Here is a 23,043-nt window from a genome sequence, read left to right as displayed (position 1 = left end):
ATAATTTTCATCTCATTTAGATCAAAACACCCTTCAAGAGTAAAACAGCAAATGTGAAGTAAATTAATAGGCCGGTCACATCAACCAAAGTCGATACAAATGGAGCTGAAGAGCTAGCAGGATCAGCACCAAGCTTTCTTAAAATAAAAGGAAGCATAGATCCCATTAAGGATCCCCACAGCACTACTCCTACTAAAGAAAAGCCAACCACAAGCCCCACTAAAACCCAATGTTCACCATAAGCATCAGAAAAACCCTGAAAAGTCATAATTCTGATGAAACCTAAAATACCTAATATTAAACCAAGCAGAAAACCAGAAACGATCTCCCTCTTCATAACACGCCACCAGTCCCCTATCGTAATCTCTCCCAATGCCATGGCTTGAATGATCAAGGTAGATGCTTGTGAGCCACTGTTACCACCGCTCGATATGATCAGTGGCATCAATGCGAAGAGCATGATAGCACTCGCCAATTGATGTTCAAAATGCTCAATGACTGTCGCAGTTAACAGTTGACCGAAAAATAAGACCACTAACCACCCAGAACGTTTTTTAACTAAATTAACAATCGACACATCCAAATATGGTTCATCTAAAGCTTCAGTTCCCCCAAATCGTTGCATATCCTCCGTATACTCTTCATTTGCCACCCAAAGAATATCATCGATCGTAACAATACCTAACATTATTCCCTGCTCATCAACAACAGGTAAAGCAACTCGATTATTCATCCGGAAAATATTCACAGCCTCTTCTTGTGGGTCATTCGCATGTAGAGAAATAAGCCTATTGTCAATAAGATCACCAACAACAACATTTGGATCTGCCATTAACACATCTTTAATACGAATATCATCTATTAATTTACCTGCGGCATCAATGACATATAACACATCAATTGTTTCCGAATTTTTACCATAACGGCGAATATGCTCAAGAATTCGGATGATATTCCAATGTGGTTTTACAGTGATATAGTCTGGGGTCATCAGACGCCCCACACTATCTTCAGGATAACCTAATAAAGAAAGAGCTTCTTTACGATCCTGAGGTGGCAGTAAAATAATCAATTGTTTTACGACATCACCATCCTTCAGTTCACTGAAAAATGATGTCCGGTCATCCGGAGGCATCTCATTAATTAATTCACTAATTTTTGCACCTGAAAGCTTCTTAAAAATACGCTCTTGCGTAGGGAAATCTAAAATACGAAATACATTAACCGCACGGTTCAAATTTAATGTTTCGATGAATATGTGGCCATATTCGGGTAGCTCATCGATCAACGCCTCTACATCCGAAATATTTAGCTCATTTAAATATGCTTGTAACCCCTCATTATCCTTCGACTCAATGAACTGTTCGATTTGTTCTACCTGCATTTCCAATTCTTCCATAATTCCCTTTCTTTACTAATATGCTACATCGGTGTATTTAAAATTTTATGCAAAAATCGTCTTTTTAAAAATAATATAAGAATTTATTTATTACCTATTGAAAATAGAAATTTTCAATAGGTAATAAAACAATAAAAAACATATTCTAATGCAGTATTAGATCATAAAATAAAGATCGTGATCATAATCGATACACCTAATCTATAGAAAAATAAATGATAGTGTCTCCAACAATAATCTACAAAAACAACCTTCTGAAAAACAGTCATCTATAAAAAGTTAGATCTTATTTTTCTTAAATCCAATTCATAAAATCTCCAAATAAGACAATCTAAATCAAAGAAAATAACAACAACACTAACTATCAATTCATTACAACATAAAGAACAAGTAACTCAGTAAATTGAAATAAAAAACCTATATTTAATTTGCAAATTATTGAATACATTTAAACGAATTACAAAACATAAACACCTAACGATCAAGCTATATAGTTATTCGAAAGTTAAAAAAACAACCATCGATCTAAAATAATTAGCAACAGCAACTTAAGTACATGAAAATCTACCTACTCTCCTTCATACTATCGATTTTAACTTTTCATAAAGGTATTTGCCAAATCTTTGAAGACAGTCAGGCACCTCCATCGCAAAAATGGCATCAGATTGACACTAAAGAATTTAAACTGATCTTTCCGGTCGAAATGAAAAAAAAGGCTTCAACGCTTGCCAGTCAAATTACACAGTATTTAAAAATAAATCATAAAGACTTACAAGTAAAACCGCGTAAAATTTCTTTAATTCTTCAAAACACCGAACTTCGTCCTAATGGTTTTGTCCAACTCGCTCCACGCAAATCGGAGCTGTACAGCAGTCCAACCCCTGAGCCAGATAATCAGGAATGGCTCTCCAATCTAGCATTGCACGAACTTAGACACGTTGCTCAATTTGATAAATTGACCGGAAAATTAAAGGCACCGTTCTTAGAACAGCTTGCCCTTGCTATATACGGTCTAACGTTGCCTTCCTGGTATTTTGAAGGTGATGCAGTCTGGGCAGAAACATTTTATTCCAAAGGAGGAAGAGGTCGACTCCCCTCTTTTGAAATGACGCTAAAAGCTAATGAAAGAACTGATAAAAAATATAAATTCGAGAAATATTTATTAGGTTCTTATCGTGATAAAATACCGAGCTATTATACCATTGGTTATTTCATGACCAATTATTTAAAACAAAACGTAAAGGAGAACTTTGAACCCGAACTGTATCAAAACATCAACAAAAATATATTGATGCCCTACAATTTTAGTCGGTCGCTAAAAAAAACAACTGGATTTAATAATACGAGTCTATTTGCACATACGATGGATGATCTGAATATTAAATGGAAAAAAGAAGAACATGAAAGACCAACGATATCCTACCCGATAATTGAACCAACATCCAGTAAAAACTACCAGGATTGGTTATTGCCTAAAAACAATCACGACAATAGCACCCTATCTATTTTACAGACCCCAGAAAAAACAGCTGAAATTGTTAAAATAGATAACAACAATAAAATAGAATCATTGTTAAAATTGGGAAATCAAATCGTCCCAAACTATGATTTCAGAAATAATATGATTGTATGGGATGAAGTTAAAAGAGATATCCGATACACCAAAAGATCCTACAATGTAATCAACCTTTACCATTTAGAAACAAAAAAGCGAGAGCAGATTAGTTTTAAAAGTCGCTATTTCTATCCCATACTACACCCATCCAAAGCAGAAATACTGACAATTGAAGTGGATTTAAGTAATCAGACAGCAATTCTATTGCTCGATATTAAAACCAAAAAAATATTAAAAAGAATTCCGATAGCTTCCGATATTTATCTTCAACAGCCTTCATTTAATGAAGAGGGCTCAAAAATAGTAGCTATTGCTATTTCAAACAAAGGCACAAACTTAGTAGAAATCGAATTAGAATCCTCCCAAATTACTTTTCTTCAGGACTGGAGCAATGAACAATTTGAAAGACCGCAATACATAAACGATCAACTTTTTCTGTTTAAAGCACAATATTCAGGTGTCGATAATTTATATCAATATAATAAACTATCAAAAGCATTAACGAAGCTTACAAATACCACTTTCGGAGCTTTCAACCCCTCTTATGATGTCAATAAAAAAGAAATTCTCTTTAATAATTACCAGTACAATGGATATAAAATATCCAAAATAACATTTAATGACACCGATACAGTTCTTAAGAACTCATATAGCATAAAAACTATTAGTAACAATTTAAAAAACAAAATTGATAGCATCACAGAAAGTGTTTCAGATTACAATGTAAGTCCTTATAAAGGCCTATCTAGAACATTTAATTTTCACAGCCTTTCCCTTAGCAACACCAATTTCGAAAGCTTAGACAACTTCAAACCAGGTGTATTCTGGCTTTCCAACAATATTCTAAATACAACACAATTTGTACTCGGTTACGAATACGATACCGATATTAAAAAATCTATTTACTCTGCAACCTTAAATTACAATAAATATTTTCCCAAATTCACACTTAAATATGAAAACAAAGGACAGATAGGAACAGCAAAAATCAATAGTAAATCTGATAGCACGATCAATTTCGATTGGAGAGAGCATGATATAAGTGGTCAGATCTCCATTCCATTGGCTTACTATAAAAGCAATTATGTCTATAGCTTAGGTTTCAATTTTGCGACATCATACCTTCAACGATACAACACAAGTATTAAAAACCTTAAAAACTTCGACTCAAAGGTATTGTTCCCGTTAACTTATCAAATTTATTGGAATAGAAACGCCATGATGTCAAAAATGGATATCACACCTCGATGGGGACAAAACTTTAGTATGACTTATCGCCACCTTCCATTCGAAGATCAAGAAGGAAATCTTTTCTCCATTCGAAGTGGATTCTATATTCCTGGATTTGTCAGTAATCATGGATTTCAAATTAGATTTAGTTATCAAAAAGCATCAGGCCGCTATCAATACAGCAACGATATACCAACAATTAGCGGCTACGGGTACTATAAGTACGAGAAAATTAAAAACACCTTATTACTAAACTACAGATTCCCGATCAGCTATCCAGATTGGGCAGTTGGAGGCATAACGTACATCAAACGAATTAAGGGAGGGGTATTTGCCGACTATCAAAATATCCATCACCAGTCCGACATGAGTCCAAAAACTTTCGGTCTTTCTGTATCAGCAGATTTTAATGCTTTCAGATACCCATTACCCAATTTTGAAGCCGCTCTTAAACTCACTTATATCAACGATGTTACCGCTACACAAAGAGTTGTACCAACCGTTAGTTTAAATTATACCTACTAAAATCTTAAAACAGGAAAAGGCATCTAACGATGCCTTTTCCTGTTTTATATTTCAAAGTTATTACCCTTCGATAGCCTTTACGCCAGGTAAAACTTTACCTTCCATATATTCTAACAAAGCACCGCCACCAGTGGATACATAACTTACCTGTTCAGTCATTCCAAATTTAGAAACTGCAGCTGCAGAATCACCACCACCGATCAATGAAAATGCACCTTTTTCAGTTGCATTGACCACCGCATCGGCAACAGCTTTTGTACCTTTAGCAAAGGTATCAAATTCAAAAACCCCCATAGGACCATTCCAAAGAATAGTTTTAGACGATTCAATTATTTTTGCAAACGCTTCTCCAGATTCTTTACCAATATCCAATCCTTCCAATTCCGCAGGGATCTGATCATTTGGTCCATCATAAACAGTTGCATCATTTGAAAATTTATCCGCAATTTGAGCATCAGTCGGTAATACCAGGTTAACGCCTTTTGCCGCTGCTTTCTTAACCAATTCTGTTGCCAAGTCCAACTTATCTAACTCAACTAATGACTTACCGATCTCTCCACCACGAGCTTTAATAAAAGTATAAGCCATACCTCCGCCTATAATCAGGTTATCAACACGATCCAATAAAGCTTCGATTAATTCTAATTTATCAGAAACCTTCGCCCCTCCCATGATAGCAGTAAATGGACGTTCAGCCTTATTCAACACTTTTTCTGCATTACCAATTTCTGCAGCCATTAGATACCCAAAATATTTCGCATCAGGGAAAAATTGAGCAATAACAGCAGTAGAAGCATGAGCACGGTGAGCTGTACCAAAAGCATCATTGACATACACATCACCCAATTTTGATAATTTCTCTGCAAATGCAACATCACCTTTTTCTTCCTCTTTGTAAAAACGAAGATTCTCCAAAAGTAAAACTTGACCTGGTTTCAAATTTTTTGCTTTTTCAACCGCATCTTCACCAATACAATCAGCAGCAAACTGAACATCAACCCCTAACACTCCAGATAAATGTGAAACAATGTGCTTTAGTGAATATTTATCTGTAGGCCCATCTTTTGGTCTACCTAAGTGTGACATCAAGATAACAGATCCACCATCATTTAATATTTTTTTAATCGTGGGTGTCGCACCTTGAATTCTATTATCATCTGTAATATTAAAATTGTCATCCAAAGGAACATTAAAATCTACACGTATTAGCGCTTTTTTGTCAGCGAAGTTTAAGTTGTCAACTGTTTTCATCTCTATTATTTATTATGAAGTATTTACCCACCTATTCAAATGGACAGCTAAATATAAAAAAAGCCTTTTACTATCCGAATAATAAAAGGCTTTTTTTGATAAAATGAAAAATAATTAATGTATTTCAATCGAATACGGCAATTTCGCCATAATACCAGATTGTCCAGAAACTTTTTTGATCACATCAAAGTAATTATAGAATTCTCCCATTTGCTGTTGTGCCATCCATATTTGAACCTTTTCCTTAGACGAATTTAAAAAAGTTGAAATTGCATCCTCTTTGGCAGGATATTGCTTAACTGCATATTGTCCTATTTTTGCTTTCTTTGCTGCTGCTTTAATAGCATCATCAATACCACCTATACGATCTACCAATCCAATCTCTACAGCCTGTTTACCAGTCCACACACGGCCTTGACCAATAGTATCAACCTGAGCAACCGTTATTTTACGACCATCAGACACACGCTTCATAAACGTTTGATAAACACGATTAACCTCCATCTGGATGATATCGCGTTCTTCAGCAGTTAAAGGACGATCCGGAACCATACCTAAATCAGAGAATTTACCAGTTTTCACACCATCAAAATGAACACCTATTTTATTATTCAATAAATTCTTAAAATTTGGAATAACCCCAAACACCCCGATTGAACCTGTAATCGTATTATTCTCAGCAAAGATTGAATCTGCTGCCGCCGAAATATAGTAACCGCCCGAAGCCGCATAATCCCCCATAGAAACTATGATCGGTTTTACTTGCTTTGTCAACTCAACCTCTCTCCATATAACATCAGATGCTAAAGCAGAACCTCCAGGAGAATTAACACGGAAAACAACTGCTTTCACATTATCATCTTGTCTTAACAAACGTAGCTCACGTGAAATTTTATCGGATCCAATCTCACCTTTAGTCCCCTCTCCTCCTACAATAGCACCTTCAGCATACAAAACAGCAACCTGATTAGATTCAGAACCACTCGGCATCTTCGATTTATAGTCAATTAGGGATACAACAGAGAGATCATCTTTTGTTGCTACGTTCAATCTTTTCTTTAATTCTAAAATCAGCTCATCTTTATACAATTTAGCATCAGCCAATTTATACCTTACAGCATCATCAGCGTTACGAACCAAATAATCTGTAGCTATACTCCTTAATGAGTCGGCAGACATTTTTCTTGAAGTTGAAATTTCCTGAATAAATGAATCATAGATACTTCCCAAATAAGAATTAACCTGTAAACGGTTCGCCTCACTCATTTGGTTTAAGAAATAAGGTTCAACAGCACTTTTAAAAGTTCCCACTTTTACAACCTGCATATCCACACCAAATTTATCAAAAGCATCTTTCATAAACATGGTGGAGCTTGCCAATCCTTTAAAATCAACAGTTCCTTCTGGATTCACATACACCTTATCTGCAACACTAGCGACATAATAAGCTTTTTGAGAATAACCCTCGTTGTAAGCCACAATAAATTTACCCGATGACTTAAAGTCTAACAAAGCATCTCTAATCTCTTTAAGACTAGCAAATCCAGTAGCAATTGTACTTGCATCCATAAAGATCCCTTTAATCTTACTATCTTCTTTAGCTGTTCTTATTCTCAACAGAATATCATCAAGACCAAGATTTTTCAAATTATAACCAGGAATATCCAAGGAACCAAAAGGATTATCTATGGAACGCTCTGTAATCTCATGATTAAAAGAAAGATACAATATTGAATTATCCTTAACCATTACTTCTTTTTCCGAAGATGCAGAAGTTACTAACGCGCCGATAATACCTAACATTATAATAAATAAAACTACCGATGATATCACAATTCCCGTGACAGTAGCAAGTACATACTTAAAAAATGATTTCATAAAATGAATAATCTAAAGTTCAATTGATTTATTAGTTGCCAATTTAGTACAAATGTTACAAATAAATTTTTAAATCTTTTATTTAATTAACTAAAATTCTATATTTATAAGGTGAAAAGCATCTACATTTTATTAGGAGCAAACCTGGGTGATCGTTTAATGCAATTAAACAGCGCATTAAGCGCTCTGGAGGATTCCTTGGGCAACATTGCAAAAGTTTCAGCTATTGTCGAAACCGAAGCTTGGGGGGTAGAAGATCAACCCAATTTCTTAAACCAAGTAATTGAAGTCAAAACATTTCTTAACCCAATAGAGGCGCTTGAAATCTGTCAAAGTATAGAAAATCAATTAGGGAGAGTTCGTTCAGAAAAATGGGGAGCACGTGTGATCGATATTGACATTTTATATTACGAAAATGAGCAGATTAACTTGCCTAACCTCCAAATTCCACATCCCTATATACAGGATCGTAAATTTACACTAATACCATTAGTCCAGATCGCTCCAGAATATATACACCCGATTTTAAAAAAGAGTAATAAGGAACTCTTAGCAATATGCACAGATCCCTTAGACGTAAACATCTACAAAAAAAATGTATAAACACATAAAACCAGATATTATCAAGCAAAGTATGTTTAATAATGAGGACATGATAAAAGAGTTTATCGCCCTTTACCGAACACAAACTCCTTTAGATTTTGAAAAATTAACAGCAGCAATAACAGCGAAAGACTATCAAGAGATTAATAATGCGGCACACCATATCAAACCTACTATGGAATACATTGGAGCACCACATTTAAAAGAGCAACTGCAGCTTATAGAATCATTAGCAAAAGAAACCGCTGACATCAATCACATTGAATCGGAATGCTCCCTATTAAAAATACAATTCGATGAATTATTTACAGAATTAGAGCAGTATGAAAAATCGATTTAATCTTTATTTCAAACGTTGAAAATGTAACAGTGAAAGCAAGATATAGCTTAATAAAATAATTGGCAATGCCACGAATTGAAAAATAGCAAATAAGACAACCGCTAAAATCACAAAAATAAATTTATATTTATTTTCAGACAAAGCCAATGACGATAGCTTCATAGAAAACAATCTAATCTCACTTACCAATAAAAAACTTGTTAGTGCAGTGCTGATCAAGAGAAAGAAGGGATTTAATATAATATCTGGATATTTTTCAGCAATAAAAGGCAGTGATAAGACATAAAAAGTATTCATAGGTGTATTTAACCCTATAAAATCAGTCGTTTGGCGTTCATCCAGATTAAATTTTGCCAATCGAAGCGCTGAAAACACGGTTACCACAAAACCTAAATAAGCAAACAAGGGTTGCTCAATAAAAACCTCAGACAATAACATATAAAGGATAGCACCTGGCAAGAAACCAAAACTAACCATATCAGCCAGTGAATCTAATTCCTTACCGATGTTGGATTTGACATGTAAAAGCCGTGCTACCATACCATCGAAGAAATCAAATATACCAGAAGCCAATACACAATAAGCTGTTGTCATATAATCACCTTTAAGTGCCATTAACACCCCGATACATCCACTAAATAGATTCAAACAGGTTATGGTATTAGGAATATGTTTTTTCATATTTTCAATATAAATAAAAAGCCATCATTTTTTATAAATGATGGCTAAATTATTAAAATCAAATGGAATTACCCATTCATGCTAATCAAAAACTCTTCATTAGACTTAGTACCACGCATTTGCGCTAATAAAAACTCCATTGCCTCATTAGAATTCATATCCGCCAAGTGATTACGTAATATCCAAAGACGACGAATCGATTCTTTATCCATTAATAAATCATCACGACGCGTACTTGAAGCTGTCAAATCGATAGCAGGGAAAATACGTTTGTTCGCCAATTTACGATCCAACTGTAACTCCATGTTACCAGTACCTTTAAACTCTTCAAAAATAACCTCATCCATTTTAGAACCAGTCTCTGTAAGAGCTGTTGCTAAAATAGTTAAAGAACCTCCGTGCTCGATATTACGGGCAGCACCGAAGAAACGTTTTGGTTTATGTAAAGCATTTGCATCCACACCACCTGATAATATTTTACCAGATGCAGGGGCAACTGTATTATAAGCACGAGCCAAACGTGTAATTGAATCTAGCAAGATCACGACATCATGACCACACTCGACCATACGTTTTGCTTTCTCTAAAACAATATTTGCAATTTTTACATGACGCTCTGCAGGTTCATCAAAAGTAGATGAAACCACTTCAGCACGTACACTTCTTGCCATATCTGTCACCTCCTCAGGTCTCTCATCGATTAATAAGATAATCAAATAAACTTCAGGATGGTTTTTAGCGATAGCATTTGCAACCTCTTTCAACAAATTGGTTTTACCTGTTTTAGGTTGAGCTACAATAAGACCACGTTGTCCTTTACCTATAGGAGTGAACAAATCCATGATACGAGTCGAATAGTTGCTTGTACCCAAATCCAAATTCAAACGTTCATTAGGGAATAATGGCGTTAAGAAATCAAAAGGAACTCGGTCACGAATTTCAGCAGGATTTTGACCATTGATCGCTTCTACACGTACCAATGGAAAATATTTCTCACCTTCTTTTGGAGGTCTAATGCTACCCCTGACTGTATCACCAGTTTTCAAACCAAATAATTTGATTTGCGACTGAGAAACGTAAATATCATCTGGAGATGTAAGATAATTATAGTCAGAAGAACGTAAAAAACCATATCCATCAGGCATAATTTCCAACACACCTTCATTGACAATAACATTGTCAAAATCTGCATTTGATGAAGCTGTTTCTACTTTTGGAGGTGCTGACTTAATTGCGGGAGCTGCTTTTATATTTTCTTCAGATTCTGAGATTGCTACTTCGCTAGCTGAATCTGTTTCTTCATTTTCTTTTTTACGGATAGTAACCGGCTCAGACGCTTTTGCGGTTCTTATTCTTTTTCGAGGTCTCTCCGTTGACTCATCATGATTTTCTTCCTTTTTTTCAGAAGTATTTTCGGACTCATCACCAGTGCTGATTATTTTTTCAATTAACTCTTGCTTTCTAAGCTTATCAGCGTCACCGATACCTATTAATTTTGCAATTTCGCGTAATTCAGACACGAGTTTTGCATTTAATTCATTAATATCCATTAAATTTTTATTATGATATATTAGGATTTTATTTTAAAATGAAATTTATTACACTCCATTAATCATTTTGATTAACAAACAAAGGGATTTAAGAACTAAGTGATTTCTTCTATACCTGAAGCGGAATAAATTATGAGAACCTGCACAAAGAAAAAAAACAAATCTGACAATTCAAAATTATTTGTAAAAAAAAACATACTTATAACAAATCATATCTTGTTAAAACGTTTTACTAAAAAATCAAACGTAGTTATTAACAACAATATTATATTTAAATATGATATATTTTTTTGTAAGTTAGCGGTGCAAAAAAAACAAAGCAAACGATTTAGATGGAAAATAAACTCATTAAAACAAATTATCCCGCCTTATATACATTAATAATTGTATTTTTCTTTTGGGGTTTTATTGCAGCAGGAAATAGCGTATTTATTCCCTTTTGTAAAAACTACTTTCACTTAGACCAATTTCAGTCACAATTGATTGATTTTGCATTTTACACCGCTTATTATCTTGGTGCATTATTACTTTTTATTTTCAGCACATTTTCAGGAAAAGATTTAGTTGGTAAATGGGGCTATAAAAAAAGTATTGTCTATGGTCTATTATTCTCAGCATTAGGTGCGGGAGCAATGATCGTGGCAGTAGAAGTAAATGTATACATCGGTATGTTACTTGGACTTTTCACCGTTGCCTTAGGTTTTTCATTACAACAGACCGCTGCAAATCCATTTGCAGTTTTATTAGGAGATCCCAAAACTGGTGCTTCACGTGTCAATTTAGGCGGTGGTATCAATTCTTTCGGAACAACAATAGGACCCTTAGTTATCGGTTTTGCGTTATTCGGAACATTTGAGAAAATATCCGATTCCGAAATTGCTAATTTACCTTTAGACAAAGTCGTTTTCCTATATATAGGTGTTGGTTTATTGTTCCTACTAGCAGCAAGTTTGTTTTACTTCAGTAAAAAGGTGCCTGCAGGAATAAGCAATGAACCCATGGAAAAAGCTAATAAAGCCCTTAATACTCTGGTTATCATGACCATCTTGCTTTTTGCCATGTTCGCTCCTGTATTTTTAAGTTACAAAAGTGAAGTAGCAATTCAGGTAGATCAATTACAGGCGCAATTAAAATCTTTAGTTGATCCAGCAAGTATTGAGCAATTAAAACTTCAGATTAAAGAGATTGCTCACCCACTTGAAATACAACGTATGCTGTGGTTAGCAGGTGCACTGATTGTTGTTGTTGGTGGATTGATTTTTGCAAATGTAAAAGCGCAGAAAAACCCAGAAGGATGGGGAGCTATGAGATACCCTCAATTAGTATTGGGTATGATTGCCCTATTTTTATACGTTGGAGTTGAAGTAGCCATAGGAAGTAACTTAGGCGAACTACTTACATTAAAAGAATTTGGAAGCCTACAATCATCGCAAATTACGCCTTACGTTTCTATGTATTGGGGTAGTATGATGATTGGTCGTTGGGCTGGAGCGATTACAGCGTTCAACCTAACTAAAACAACTAAAAACATATTACTTATCATTGTTCCACTTGTCGCATTTTCTATTATTATCGGCGTTAATGCAATGGCGGGCTTTGAAATGTCACACCTATACTATTATGTTGTTTGTATACTTATACAAATCGGAGCATTTTACCTAAGTAAAGAAAAACCTGCTAGAACATTAATCGTTTTCGGTCTATTCGGAATTATCGCTATGACTGTTGGTTTATTATCTTCAGGTACAGTAGCTATTTACTCTTTCTTAGCAGGAGGATTAGCTTGTTCCATCATGTGGTCATCAATCTTCAGCCTTTCAATCGTAGGACTTGGAAAATATACAGCACAAGGATCAGCATTCTTAGTCATGATGATCTTAGGCGGTGGTGTTATTCCCCCTATCCAAGGAAAATTAGCTGATATCATAGGTATCCACAACTCTTACCTACTTCCATTGTTAGGTTTTGCCTACATTGTATTCTTTGCAATAGCAGTAAAATCAGTACTCAAAAAACAAGGAATTAATATTGATGATGTCGAAGCAGAGGGATCACATTAAGCTTATTGATAAAGCTAACTAATTGTAAAAAATACACTATTAAATCAATTTAATAGCATCTTAAAAAAAAGGCCTTAAATACAATTTTAAGGCCTTTTTTTTCAAATTGCTATAAAGTAAATGAAATAATTTTTCATTTTAGTGCTTTGATCATACATAAATTATAAATAAAAAAATGTATTTTCGAAAATCGGATTCAAATGATCCAATTTTAAAACGAAAAAACTCAATTAAAACTACTCAATAATGATTATTATTGCTGACGGCGGGTCAACGAAAACAAACTGGTGTTTGTTGGATGATTCAAACAAAAAAATTTACTTCAATACAGAAGGGTATAACCCATATTTTGTAGATAGCGAATACATCGTTAACTCTTTAAGAAAAGGCTTACCAAATGATTTACCTTTTGATGAAATTAAAGAGGTTAACTATTACGGTGCAGGCGTTCATAATAAAGAAAAAGCAGAAATCGTTATTAAAGCTATCCAAGAAGTTTTCCAACAAGCTCAAGTTGAGGTTGGTCACGATTTATTAGCTGCCGCAAGAGCTTTATTAGGTACTGAATCAGGTTTTGCAGCCATTCTAGGAACGGGTACCAATTCTTGTATTTATGATGGAAATGACATTACCTATAACATCGACTCATGTGCTTACATCTTAGGTGATGAAGGTAGCGGAAGTTATATCGGTAAAAAATTATTAACAGATTACATCCGTGATTTAATGCCTCAAGATGTTCGTAAAGTATTTTACGACACCTACAAGATCACTCCAGATGAAATCATGGATACCGTTTACACAAAGCCATTAGCGAACCGTTTCTGCGCAAGTTTCAGCAAATTTGTTTACGACAACAATGTGAATATTGAATATACACGTGCTATTGTAGATGATGCTTTCGAAGCATTTTTCAAAAACTTAGTTAGTAAATATCCAAACTACCAAGAATATACATTCAACTGTATCGGTTCTGTAGGCTATAATTTCCGTAATGTTTTGGAGGAAAAAGCAGTACAGTACGGCATGAAAGTTGGCAAAATATTACGTTCCCCTATCGATGATTTAGTTCAATTCCACATCAATAGAGCGTCAAAATAGTTTCAAGCTATTTTAGTATTAAAAATATAAAGGGTGAAGATCGTATCTTCACCCTTTATATTTTTAATAATTTCATAACAAAGCATTTATATACAGATCATAATAAAATGCGTCTTTTGAAAAACGGAAGTTATGAAAAGAAATCTCGATATCGTAGTATTATCAGACATTCATCTCGGAACACATGGAAGTCACGCAAAAGAGTTACTCTATTATTTAGAGTCGATCGCACCAAAAATGCTGATTTTAAATGGCGATATAATCGATATTTGGCAATTCAAAAAAAGCTATTTCCCATCCGAGCATTTACATGTTATCAAAAAAATAATCGATCTCAGCGCCAATGGCACCGAAGTGCATTACATCACCGGTAATCATGATGAAATGCTCCGAAAATTTGCAGATTTAAAACTTGGCAATATCAAATTAACCAACAAACTCTTACTATCCCTTAACAATAAGAAAGCATGGATATTCCATGGTGACGTATTTGATGCCTCCATCCATCATTCAAAATGGTTAGCAAAATTAGGCGGTTGGGGATACGATAAACTGATCCAATTAAACCATATTATCAATTGGATCTTGCTTAAAATGGGGCGTGAGAAATATTCATTATCAAAAAAAATAAAAAACAGTGTTAAAAAAGCTGTCAAATACATTTCTGATTTTGAAGAAACAGCCACTGAACTAGCTATTGAAAAAAATTACGACTATGTGATTTGTGGACACATCCATCAACCACAAATCAAAGAAGTCATTACCCGGAAAGGAACAGTGACTTACATGAACTCAGGTGATTGGGTTGAAAACTTAAGCAGTTTAGAATATCATAACGGCGAATGGCGATTATTTCATTACGAAGATTATAAAGAATCCATTCTCAAAAACAAGCTGACAGAAACACCACTATTCACCTTAGAAGATCTAAAAAATCTGGTAACGATATAACAAATAAGGGGGATTTGCATCCCCCTTATTTGTTATAATTCAATTGATTCACCAATTGCAGGTAAGTATAGTGTCTTACCATAATTTGCGAATTTTTCAGAAGCATTAACTTTATCAATGGTAATAGGGGGAAATGTATCGTAATGCACACCCACTATTTTATCACAATTAATAAATTCTGCCGCCTTTACCGCATCATCAACATCCATGGTATAATGTCCACCGATAGGTAAAAATGCCCAATCCAATTCAAGATCTGCCAAAAGCTTCATTTCCATTGTAAGCGCTGTATCTCCTGCAAAATAAATTTTCTTGTTACCAGAATGCAGAATGAAACCAACAGGAAATCCACCATATTGTCCGTCAGGAGTGCTATTTGTATGCATAGCATATACCATCTTCACAGTCCCAAAAGAAGTGACAATAGTACCTCCTAAATTGAACTCAATTACTTTTTCATCCGGAACTCCTTGTTTCCTAACCCATGCTGCAGTCTCTACAATAGCTGCAACAGTTGCTTGGCTATTTTTTTGAATCTGTGCCATATCTGCCACGTGATCCTGATGACCGTGACTTAAAAAAATATATTCTGGTAATAGAGCATTAACGTCTACACCCTTTGCCAAGGGATTATAAGTGATAAAAGGATCCATTAATACCTCGTGTCCATCAAAATTGAACATAACACAAGATTGTCCGTAATATGTCGCTTTCATAAAACTATTGATTAAATAGGCCTCCTAAACCACCAAGCATATCTTGACTAGCAGCAGACATCTCAGATTGACTCACATTTTCAGCTTGGACCATCGCTTTATTTAAAGCCACGACAAGCAATTCTTCCAGTTCCTCTTTATCCGCATTACTCAAGAAGATCGGATCAATTGTAATTTCTTTAATTTCTTTATTAGCAGTTGCAACTACTTTTATCAATCCACCTTCAGCTTCTCCAAAAACAGAAATATTATCTAATCTTTGTTTAATTTCTTGTGCTTTTTGTTGCGCTTGGAATAATTTATCAAACATAATATATGATCTAAATGAACAATTCTAAATATAATGCAATTTACACATTTGAATTCAAATCATAGATGACAAAATAACCTTTCAATTTAATTCGCAAATCAAATCATCATTTGTAAATTTGCATCATGCAAAGCAATCAAGAAATTTTAGTTGAAGCTATTCTGAATCAATATGAAGTAGACAAAACGCAGTTGCCAACGGATATTTTAGAGCAAATCTATACCCTATCCAGTAATTTGGTCACGAGTCATGATATTATAAATTATACAGAGTCTATAGGAAGACTATTAAATAAGGATGAAAAAACCGCAGAGCTTTTAGAAATTTTGGATGATGAAGTTCATATCATCATTCATAAATTGAAATTTATTGTAGCAAGCGATCGCCCTAAAGTAATTCTTTTAGATGGCCTCAACCCTGCCGTAATCAATACCAGTGACTATTTACAAGAGTGTATTAAAATAGCAGGTGGTATACCTACTTACACCATTTCGGAAGCAGATAAAGTTATTATTATCAATTCAGAAGAATTAACAATAGCACAAATTCCCGCACTATTATCTGACACAAACTGGTCTGATAGTAATGCCGTTAAGCTAAATCAAGTTTTTTTAATCAATAAGGAGGAATTTGGAAAAACTCCGGGAGCTGACTATTGCTTAGAATTAGAAACATTAGCGGAAATACTGCAGCCCAAATATTTTTTTTACGGCTTAGAGGGAAATACCTGGATACAGTTTCAATTACAATAAAAAAAAAGCTGACTTGAAGTCAGCTTTTTTTTTATGCAAATCTTTTACGAATCAATAAATACAGCTTTTCAACCGATTGTGGTTTTTCAACCCATCTATTTTTAACCGCATAATTCGTTTGCAGAAAAGCATCCGCTTCCGCATAATCGTTACATCTGTTCAATAATTCAACAGCTTCACTATAAGCTAAACTATACCCATTAAAGAGATCCTTAATAAACAGTAGCTTATCATTCAAATTAATGATCGATTTGATATCTTTAACCTGCCCCGAATTTCCGGAGGCATTGTTCATCTCATAAACCCGGTTTTGTACACCAGCTTTTTTCTGTTGTGAAATAATTTCATTTAACGTTAACGGTCTTGAAGGAGTCTCTTGCTCCACATCTGGACGAATCTCTTCTTCAATCAAGATTTGTTTTGATTCTTCAATAACTTCATTAACAACTAGCTTCTCTTGTTCCACCGGATTAACAGCTACCTGTTGAGGCTTTGCCTCCTCTTTTTCATATGTTGGAGTTACACGATCTCGTGGTTTATCCTCTTGAGTAGTAGCAGACACAGGCTCAGGGATACTGTTGTCAAAAGTCACTTTCTCTGCTTCAGGAATGACCTCCTCTTGAGTAAGTTCTTCTTTGGCAGGCTCTTCTTTCAAATTTAAATCTTCGACAGGGGCAACTTCTTTCTGTGATGTATTCAAACTGATATCAGCTGTTTGATCTACCACCTCAGTTACCACATTAGGTTGTTCTTCTTTCTTTTCAGGAACACTTTGAAACAAATTGGAAGGAGGTGTAAAGTAGTTATTAAAAGAAACTTTCTCCTCTTCTATCCGGTCATGCACTACTTTTGGAGCCGCAGGTTCATCAGCTCTTTCAATTTTCTGAGCTATACCCAACAGATTCTGTGCTTTTAAAACACCAATCTGAGCGGCAATATATTGTGCGGTAGCTTCAAAAAGAGCTAAATCAGTTTTCTTATCTTCAAAGCCATCCTTTGAAAGCGCAAGATATTGCGCTTCCAACTCCTGCAATAAATCTCCTATTTTATCAAATAAATTTTGTTTCGTAACCATAAATTAATACATTTCATTGTTCGTAATTCCAGTAAAACACTAAATTTTACAAAAGGAATAAAACTTCATTTTCAACTTACTGATTTATACTTTATTGTTAAGTATTGTAGCTTTTATAGACTCAAATTTAATATTAAATTCTGATATTAGCAGGACATAAGTAGTATTATTTTATTTAAAAAATCAGATTTAATACTGATTGAAAGTAATATTCAATTTATTGATTTTAATTCATTTAAATGCTTTTTTCTGAACATAATTTCACACAAAGGGGCCCAGTATACGGGAGTATCGAAGTGATATGCGGTTCGATGTTTTCCGGTAAGACCGAAGAACTCATCCGTAGACTAAAACGGGCACAATATGCTAAACTCCATGTCGAAATTTTCAAACCAGCAGTAGACAAAAGATATGATGATCGCTTAGTTGTTTCGCACGACAGCAACAGTATACCATCTACCCCTGTTGAACACTCCTCTTCTATTTTATTACTGAGCAATGATACTCAGGTTGTCGGTGTAGATGAAGCGCAATTTTTTGATGAAGGTTTGACAGAGGTATGTGTCAATTTGGCAAATAAAGGAATTCGTGTCATAGTTGCAGGTCTAGATATGGATTTTAAAGCACAACCTTTCGGTCCTATACCCCATATAATGGCAATTGCCGAACATGTAACAAAAGTACATGCCGTATGCATGCAATGCGGAGCGCCAGCAAATTACTCTTTCAGGACTTCTACAGATACAAAAACAGTCCTTTTGGGTGAAAAAGAAGCTTACGAAGCAAGATGCAGGAGATGTTACTATAATTTAACAAATTATTAACATTTACTTAATATATGATGGCATATTTTGGCATTACCTTTGTATAACTATAATAACAAGATAATAACAGCTAGTAATAGCTACAAAATACTTTTCATAATTTAGGTTTATAATTGGTTAGTTAAAGTCCACCCTCCCAAGGTGGACTTTCTTTTTTACAATCTAATTTCACAAAAAAAACCAAGAAGATTTACTTCCTGGTTTCTCAATTTCTATTTCTTCACCCAATTGACAATTTCATCTGCAAGTGGATTAACTGCCGAACGATAGCGATGAACCAGCTTTCCGTTCTCATCGATTAGAAACTTTTCAAAGTTCCACTTGATATCACCTTTGAAATCCGGATTATCTTGCGAAGTCAGGTATTTAAATAAAGGATCAATCTGATCACCTTTTACTTCAACCTTCTCTGCCATTAAAAACTCTACACCATAGTTTTGTTCGCAAAATTCCTGAATATCTCCATTCGTACCAGGTTCTTGATTCCCAAAATTGTTCGCCGGAAACCCAATGATCACCAAATCATTTCCATACTCCGAATACAATGCTTGCAGATCTTTATACTGTTTAGTAAAGCCACATTTTGAGGCTGTATTGACTATTAAAATTTTCTTCCCTTTAAAAGACGACATTTTAACATCTTTACCATCGAGACTTTTAAAACTATAATCGTAAATGCTAGGATTTCCAAATATCATGGAAAAACAAGCAATAATCGTTGATAAAATCATCATGTTATTTTAAAAATTAATAAGTGAACTTTTTTCTCTTTCTATCACAAAATCAAACAATTCATTGATCGGTGATTTCAATATTTTTCCAATTTTAATATTATATCCATTACAGACATCACGTAATATCAGATCCAGATAATAAGCAATTGATCCCACAAAGTGACACTCGTAATCCTGATAATTCTGATAAGTTAATACACAAGTCTGTACATATTCCTCGAAACCCGAACGAATAATTTCATCTATAAACGGATGCGTAATATTCGCAGATAAAAATGGTGCAAATGAAGCCAAATAAGCATTCGGTCTCTCCTTTTGATACACATTCTTAATAACGATCTCCTTTGTTATGCGATAATTCTCTGCAAAATTCTCTGACAGATCCTTAGGCAATCGACCATAAAGAAACAATGTAATTAACTTTTTGCCAAACCAGGCACCCGATCCCTCATCTCCCAGCACATATCCATTTCCATGGTTAGAGGGTTGCACCTCCTGTCCATCAAAAAAACTAATATCAGAGCCAGTACCCAATGTGGCAATATACCCTTTATTAGTACCACAAGTCGCTAAAGCACTACCTACAAGATCGTTCTCAACCGAAATAAAAGCATTTTCAAACAAAGGAGTCAGCGCATTGGAAACCATTTCCCTACGATCTGGAGATATACAACCTGCGCCATAGAAATAAAGTTCCGTTATTTCATTCGCATAAGGTATTATCTCAGGTATTTCTTTAATTACTCGGGTTATTTCTTTATCGTTTACAAAAAAAGGATTAAGCCCATTTGTCGAAAAAGACAAAGGTGGACTATCTGGAAGCTCTAATTTCCAGTCTGACTTAGAAGAACCGCTATCAACGACTAAAATCATAAATTATAAGATTATGCTACATCGAGCGTATCAAATATACAAAATTTTCAAGTTTAAATTAACCAAAGATGTAGCCATAAAATAAAATGGCCTACCATTACAAAACATTACGTCAAATAATTTTGTATAACCCTCATAACCTTGTACTTTTGCATACCACAAATAAATTTTGAACTGGTATAGCTATCAGTTATTTAACGCTTTAAAATGATTGAAAAAAGTAATTATACGTCAAAAATACATTTTGATGTTTCCTTTAGTGAGCCTCAAGCACATTACGCAGCCGTAAAAATGTCCATCAAAGAAATTCAGTCTGATTTTATTGATGTTAAAATGCCCGTTTGGTCTCCAGGATCCTACCTAGTACGCGAATATTCTAAACAAGTAGAACGATTCTCTGTTGAAGATCAAGTAGAATATGAAAAAATAAGCAAAAATACTTGGCGTATATTTACCAAAAATAAAAGCTCAATTGTTATCAACTACCATATCTATGGTTTTGAAACATCCGTACGTACTAATTTTATTAATGACGAGCATGCCTTTATAGTACCGACTGCAACCTTTTTACATATAGACGGCAACATTGACAGCCCAGTAACTGTTACCATCAGACCCGCTGAAAACTGGAGCAGTATTTCAACAGGTCTTGAACAAATCGATACGCATACTTTTTATGCACCCGATTTTGATATTCTTTACGATTCACCCTTTGAAGTCGGTAATCAAGATATTTGGACCATTCAAGCTTCCAACGTAGAGCATGAATTTGCCATGGTAGGTGGTGGTACTTATGACAAAGAACGATTAAGTGCCGATGTCAAAAAAATAGTCGAAGAAGAAACCCGCATTTGGGGTTCTAACCCCAATAAAAGATACGTCTTCATTACCCATAACTACCAATCCGGAGGGGGAGGATTAGAACATCTCAATTCGACCGTACTGGGAGCATCAAGGACAGCATATAGTAATGAAGGATCATACAAGACATACCTCAGCCTAATTGCCCATGAGTATTTCCATTTATGGAATGTTAAACGACTTCGTCCCAAAGCATTGGGACCATTTAACTATGATCAGGAAAATTACACCACGGGGCTGTGGATTATGGAGGGCTTTACCTCATACTACGATAACCTGATCATCAAAAGATGTGGTTTCTTCTCAGAACTAGAATATCTGAATCTACTAGCAAATGATTTCACAACAGTACTGAATCGTCCTGGACATCACATACAATCAGCCGCAGAAGCAAGCTTTGATGCCTGGATCAAATATTATAGACAAGATGAAAATTCACCTAATTCAAGTATATCCTATTATAATAAAGGAGCTATGCTCACGGTGTTGCTGGATTTAAAAATTATAGCAGCTTCAAAAGGAACAAAAAAATTAGATCATGTATTAAAAGAAGCATATAACCATTTCTATTTAGATCAGAACAGGGGTTTTGAAGAAGATGAATTTCAGCGACTCGTAGAAGAATTTACAGGTATATCCGTTTCCGATATCTTCAAAGCTGCACACGAAAATGGTGAACTTGACTATAATGCATATTTCAACCTAGTAGGTTATGAGATCATAGACATTAATGCCGAAAGCAAAACTTTAGGAATTGGAATAAGTCATCAAAAAAATGATGGGATTCAAACCGTTACTGCAGTAGAACGAGGTTCGGGAGCTTGGGATGGAGGATTAAATGTCCGTGATGAATTAATAGCCATCAATGGCATCAGACTCGACCTCAAAGATAAAGAATACGACTATTTTATGCAGCATAGCAATGAAGGAGATATATTAGATATTTTAATAGCAAGAGATGGTATTATAAAAGAACTGAAAATTGAGATACGGGCGGCCAATAAAAAATTATTCCGTATACAACCCCTCAAAGAACAATCGGAAAAGCAAAAACAATTAGCAGAATTCTGGTTATCATAAAAATGCAAAAAGGTCACTCGATTTATCAAGTGACCTTTTTTTATATTAGAGGATATCTAAAATTTATATCGAAATGAAAAACCGATTGGATCTATAAGCTTAATAGTACTCGATTGCAAGAAATCAAAATAAGGTTTAACATCCAAAGAAACCTGGAAAGGAGTTTCAGGAATATTATATTCAATCCCTATAATTCCATCAATACTAAGCGCCAGCTCCGAATCATATTCAACACGTTTTCCATCAATCGTTTTGTCTTTTTCCTTATAAGACCCCAGGCCACCACCAAATCCATAATACCAATTAAAACCACCTGATATAGGCCTATAATATTCGTACAATCCAACGACTCTAAAACGTCTATAATTTGAGTTGCTCTGAATGCTCAAAAGCCCTTCGAAAGCTCGGTCATTTGAAAGTGTATGTCTATAGGTAATTCCCTGAGCAGAACCAAAACGAGCCCCAATTGCCCCTTTTGAATCTAATTGCGCGGAAGCTTCGTTCGATACGCCCAATAAGCCAACTGTCACTCCAAAGATCCAAGATAATTTTTTCATATTTAACGTGCCTATTTGTTTTTCAATTTATTCGTTCAAAGTTAATATCAATAATTAAACGACGCAAATACTAAATT

20 protein-coding genes are annotated in these 23,043 nt (G+C 34.7%); 9 read left to right on the top strand and 11 right to left on the bottom strand.

Translation table 11 applies throughout. From position 1 onward, the window contains the following. Positions 1-16 precede the first annotated feature (16 nt). Positions 17-1,399 (bottom strand): magnesium transporter, encoded by a 1,383-nt coding sequence (gene mgtE / locus WH188_RS25435; protein WP_132772046.1) that lies wholly within the window; start codon positions 1,397-1,399, stop codon positions 17-19. 556 nt (positions 1,400-1,955) lie between these two features. Here mgtE and WH188_RS25430 point away from each other — a divergent pair. Then, positions 1,956-4,769 (top strand): DUF2268 domain-containing protein, encoded by a 2,814-nt coding sequence (locus tag WH188_RS25430; RefSeq protein ID WP_168128470.1) that lies wholly within the window; start codon positions 1,956-1,958, stop codon positions 4,767-4,769. Positions 4,770-4,829: 60 nt separating this feature from the next. On the opposite strand, the gene WH188_RS25425 is transcribed toward WH188_RS25430, so the two are convergent. Further along, positions 4,830-6,020: a phosphoglycerate kinase gene (locus WH188_RS25425; protein ID WP_021188681.1), complete on the bottom strand. Its 1,191-nt coding sequence runs from the start codon at positions 6,018-6,020 to the stop codon at positions 4,830-4,832. 114 nt (positions 6,021-6,134) lie between these two features. Next, positions 6,135-7,898 (bottom strand): signal peptide peptidase SppA, encoded by a 1,764-nt coding sequence (sppA, locus tag WH188_RS25420; protein ID WP_168128469.1) that lies wholly within the window; start codon positions 7,896-7,898, stop codon positions 6,135-6,137. A 111-nt stretch (positions 7,899-8,009) separates the two neighbouring features. Between sppA and folK the strand changes: the two genes are divergently transcribed. Continuing rightward, positions 8,010-8,501, top strand: a complete 492-nt coding sequence (gene folK / locus WH188_RS25415; protein ID WP_168128468.1) for a 2-amino-4-hydroxy-6-hydroxymethyldihydropteridine diphosphokinase — start codon at positions 8,010-8,012, stop codon at positions 8,499-8,501. Continuing rightward, positions 8,494-8,841: an Hpt domain-containing protein gene (locus WH188_RS25410; RefSeq protein WP_237682893.1), complete on the top strand. Its 348-nt coding sequence runs from the start codon at positions 8,494-8,496 to the stop codon at positions 8,839-8,841. The genes folK and WH188_RS25410 overlap by 8 nt, the downstream gene beginning before the upstream one ends. A 3-nt stretch (positions 8,842-8,844) precedes the next feature. On the opposite strand, the gene WH188_RS25405 is transcribed toward WH188_RS25410, so the two are convergent. Continuing rightward, a complete protein-coding gene (locus WH188_RS25405) occupies positions 8,845-9,522 on the bottom strand; it encodes a CDP-alcohol phosphatidyltransferase family protein (RefSeq protein ID WP_168128467.1) in 678 nt (225 codons plus the stop codon). A 68-nt stretch (positions 9,523-9,590) separates the two neighbouring features. After that, the gene (rho, locus tag WH188_RS25400; RefSeq protein ID WP_021188684.1) at positions 9,591-11,072 is read right to left on the bottom strand and encodes a transcription termination factor Rho; all 1,482 of its coding nucleotides are present in this window, start codon (positions 11,070-11,072) and stop codon (positions 9,591-9,593) included. A 332-nt stretch (positions 11,073-11,404) separates the two neighbouring features. Between rho and WH188_RS25395 the strand changes: the two genes are divergently transcribed. The 3 genes from WH188_RS25395 to WH188_RS25385 all read left to right on the top strand — a co-directional run bounded on the left by WH188_RS25395 (position 11,405) and on the right by WH188_RS25385 (position 15,184). Beyond that, the gene (locus WH188_RS25395) at positions 11,405-13,132 is read left to right on the top strand and encodes an MFS transporter (RefSeq protein WP_132772053.1); all 1,728 of its coding nucleotides are present in this window, start codon (positions 11,405-11,407) and stop codon (positions 13,130-13,132) included. A 246-nt stretch (positions 13,133-13,378) separates the two neighbouring features. Beyond that, complete coding sequence (locus WH188_RS25390; RefSeq protein WP_021188685.1) at positions 13,379-14,233, top strand: N-acetylglucosamine kinase; 855 nt, start codon at positions 13,379-13,381, stop codon at positions 14,231-14,233. Positions 14,234-14,365: 132 nt separating this feature from the next. After that, positions 14,366-15,184 carry a UDP-2,3-diacylglucosamine diphosphatase gene (locus WH188_RS25385; RefSeq protein ID WP_021188686.1) on the top strand — a complete coding sequence of 273 codons (819 nt, stop codon included), beginning with the start codon at positions 14,366-14,368 and terminating at the stop codon, positions 15,182-15,184. Positions 15,185-15,216: 32 nt separating this feature from the next. On the opposite strand, the gene WH188_RS25380 is transcribed toward WH188_RS25385, so the two are convergent. Together WH188_RS25380 and WH188_RS25375 are read right to left on the bottom strand one after the other, a co-directional pair. After that, a complete protein-coding gene (locus WH188_RS25380; RefSeq protein WP_132772054.1) occupies positions 15,217-15,900 on the bottom strand; it encodes a metal-dependent hydrolase in 684 nt (227 codons plus the stop codon). 4 nt (positions 15,901-15,904) lie between these two features. Then, entirely contained in the window at positions 15,905-16,210 is a 306-nt protein-coding gene (locus WH188_RS25375) for a YbaB/EbfC family nucleoid-associated protein (protein WP_045756141.1), read from the bottom strand. Positions 16,211-16,335: 125 nt separating this feature from the next. Here WH188_RS25375 and WH188_RS25370 point away from each other — a divergent pair, with 125 nt between their 5' ends. Then, a complete protein-coding gene (locus WH188_RS25370; RefSeq protein WP_168128466.1) occupies positions 16,336-16,962 on the top strand; it encodes a hypothetical protein in 627 nt (208 codons plus the stop codon). Between the two features lie 31 nt (positions 16,963-16,993). Here WH188_RS25370 and WH188_RS25365 read toward each other — a convergent pair whose 3' ends face one another. Further along, entirely contained in the window at positions 16,994-18,037 is a 1,044-nt protein-coding gene (locus WH188_RS25365; RefSeq protein ID WP_168128465.1) for a hypothetical protein, read from the bottom strand. Positions 18,038-18,276: 239 nt separating this feature from the next. Between WH188_RS25365 and WH188_RS25360 the strand changes: the two genes are divergently transcribed. Then, a complete protein-coding gene (locus WH188_RS25360) occupies positions 18,277-18,861 on the top strand; it encodes a thymidine kinase (protein WP_168128464.1) in 585 nt (194 codons plus the stop codon). 212 nt (positions 18,862-19,073) lie between these two features. On the opposite strand, the gene WH188_RS25355 is transcribed toward WH188_RS25360, so the two are convergent. Both WH188_RS25355 and WH188_RS25350 read right to left on the bottom strand, forming a co-directional pair. Continuing rightward, positions 19,074-19,592, bottom strand: coding sequence for a glutathione peroxidase (locus tag WH188_RS25355; protein WP_132772090.1), 519 nt, complete (start codon positions 19,590-19,592; stop codon positions 19,074-19,076). Positions 19,593-19,601: 9 nt separating this feature from the next. Further along, positions 19,602-20,468 (bottom strand): N-acetylglucosamine kinase, encoded by an 867-nt coding sequence (locus tag WH188_RS25350; RefSeq protein ID WP_132772058.1) that lies wholly within the window; start codon positions 20,466-20,468, stop codon positions 19,602-19,604. A 207-nt stretch (positions 20,469-20,675) separates the two neighbouring features. Between WH188_RS25350 and WH188_RS25345 the strand changes: the two genes are divergently transcribed. Beyond that, the gene (locus WH188_RS25345; protein ID WP_168128463.1) at positions 20,676-22,409 is read left to right on the top strand and encodes a M61 family metallopeptidase; all 1,734 of its coding nucleotides are present in this window, start codon (positions 20,676-20,678) and stop codon (positions 22,407-22,409) included. A 56-nt stretch (positions 22,410-22,465) separates the two neighbouring features. Here WH188_RS25345 and WH188_RS25340 read toward each other — a convergent pair whose 3' ends face one another. Next, positions 22,466-22,966 carry a hypothetical protein gene (locus WH188_RS25340; protein ID WP_132844099.1) on the bottom strand — a complete coding sequence of 167 codons (501 nt, stop codon included), beginning with the start codon at positions 22,964-22,966 and terminating at the stop codon, positions 22,466-22,468. Between the last annotated feature and the right edge of the window lie 77 nt (positions 22,967-23,043).

This window comes from Sphingobacterium sp. MYb388, assembly GCF_037479535.1.
GTDB lineage: Bacteria > Bacteroidota > Bacteroidia > Sphingobacteriales > Sphingobacteriaceae > Sphingobacterium > Sphingobacterium anhuiense.
Note: the sequence above shows the minus strand (reverse complement) of the source record. Positions and strands in the feature narration are given on the sequence as shown.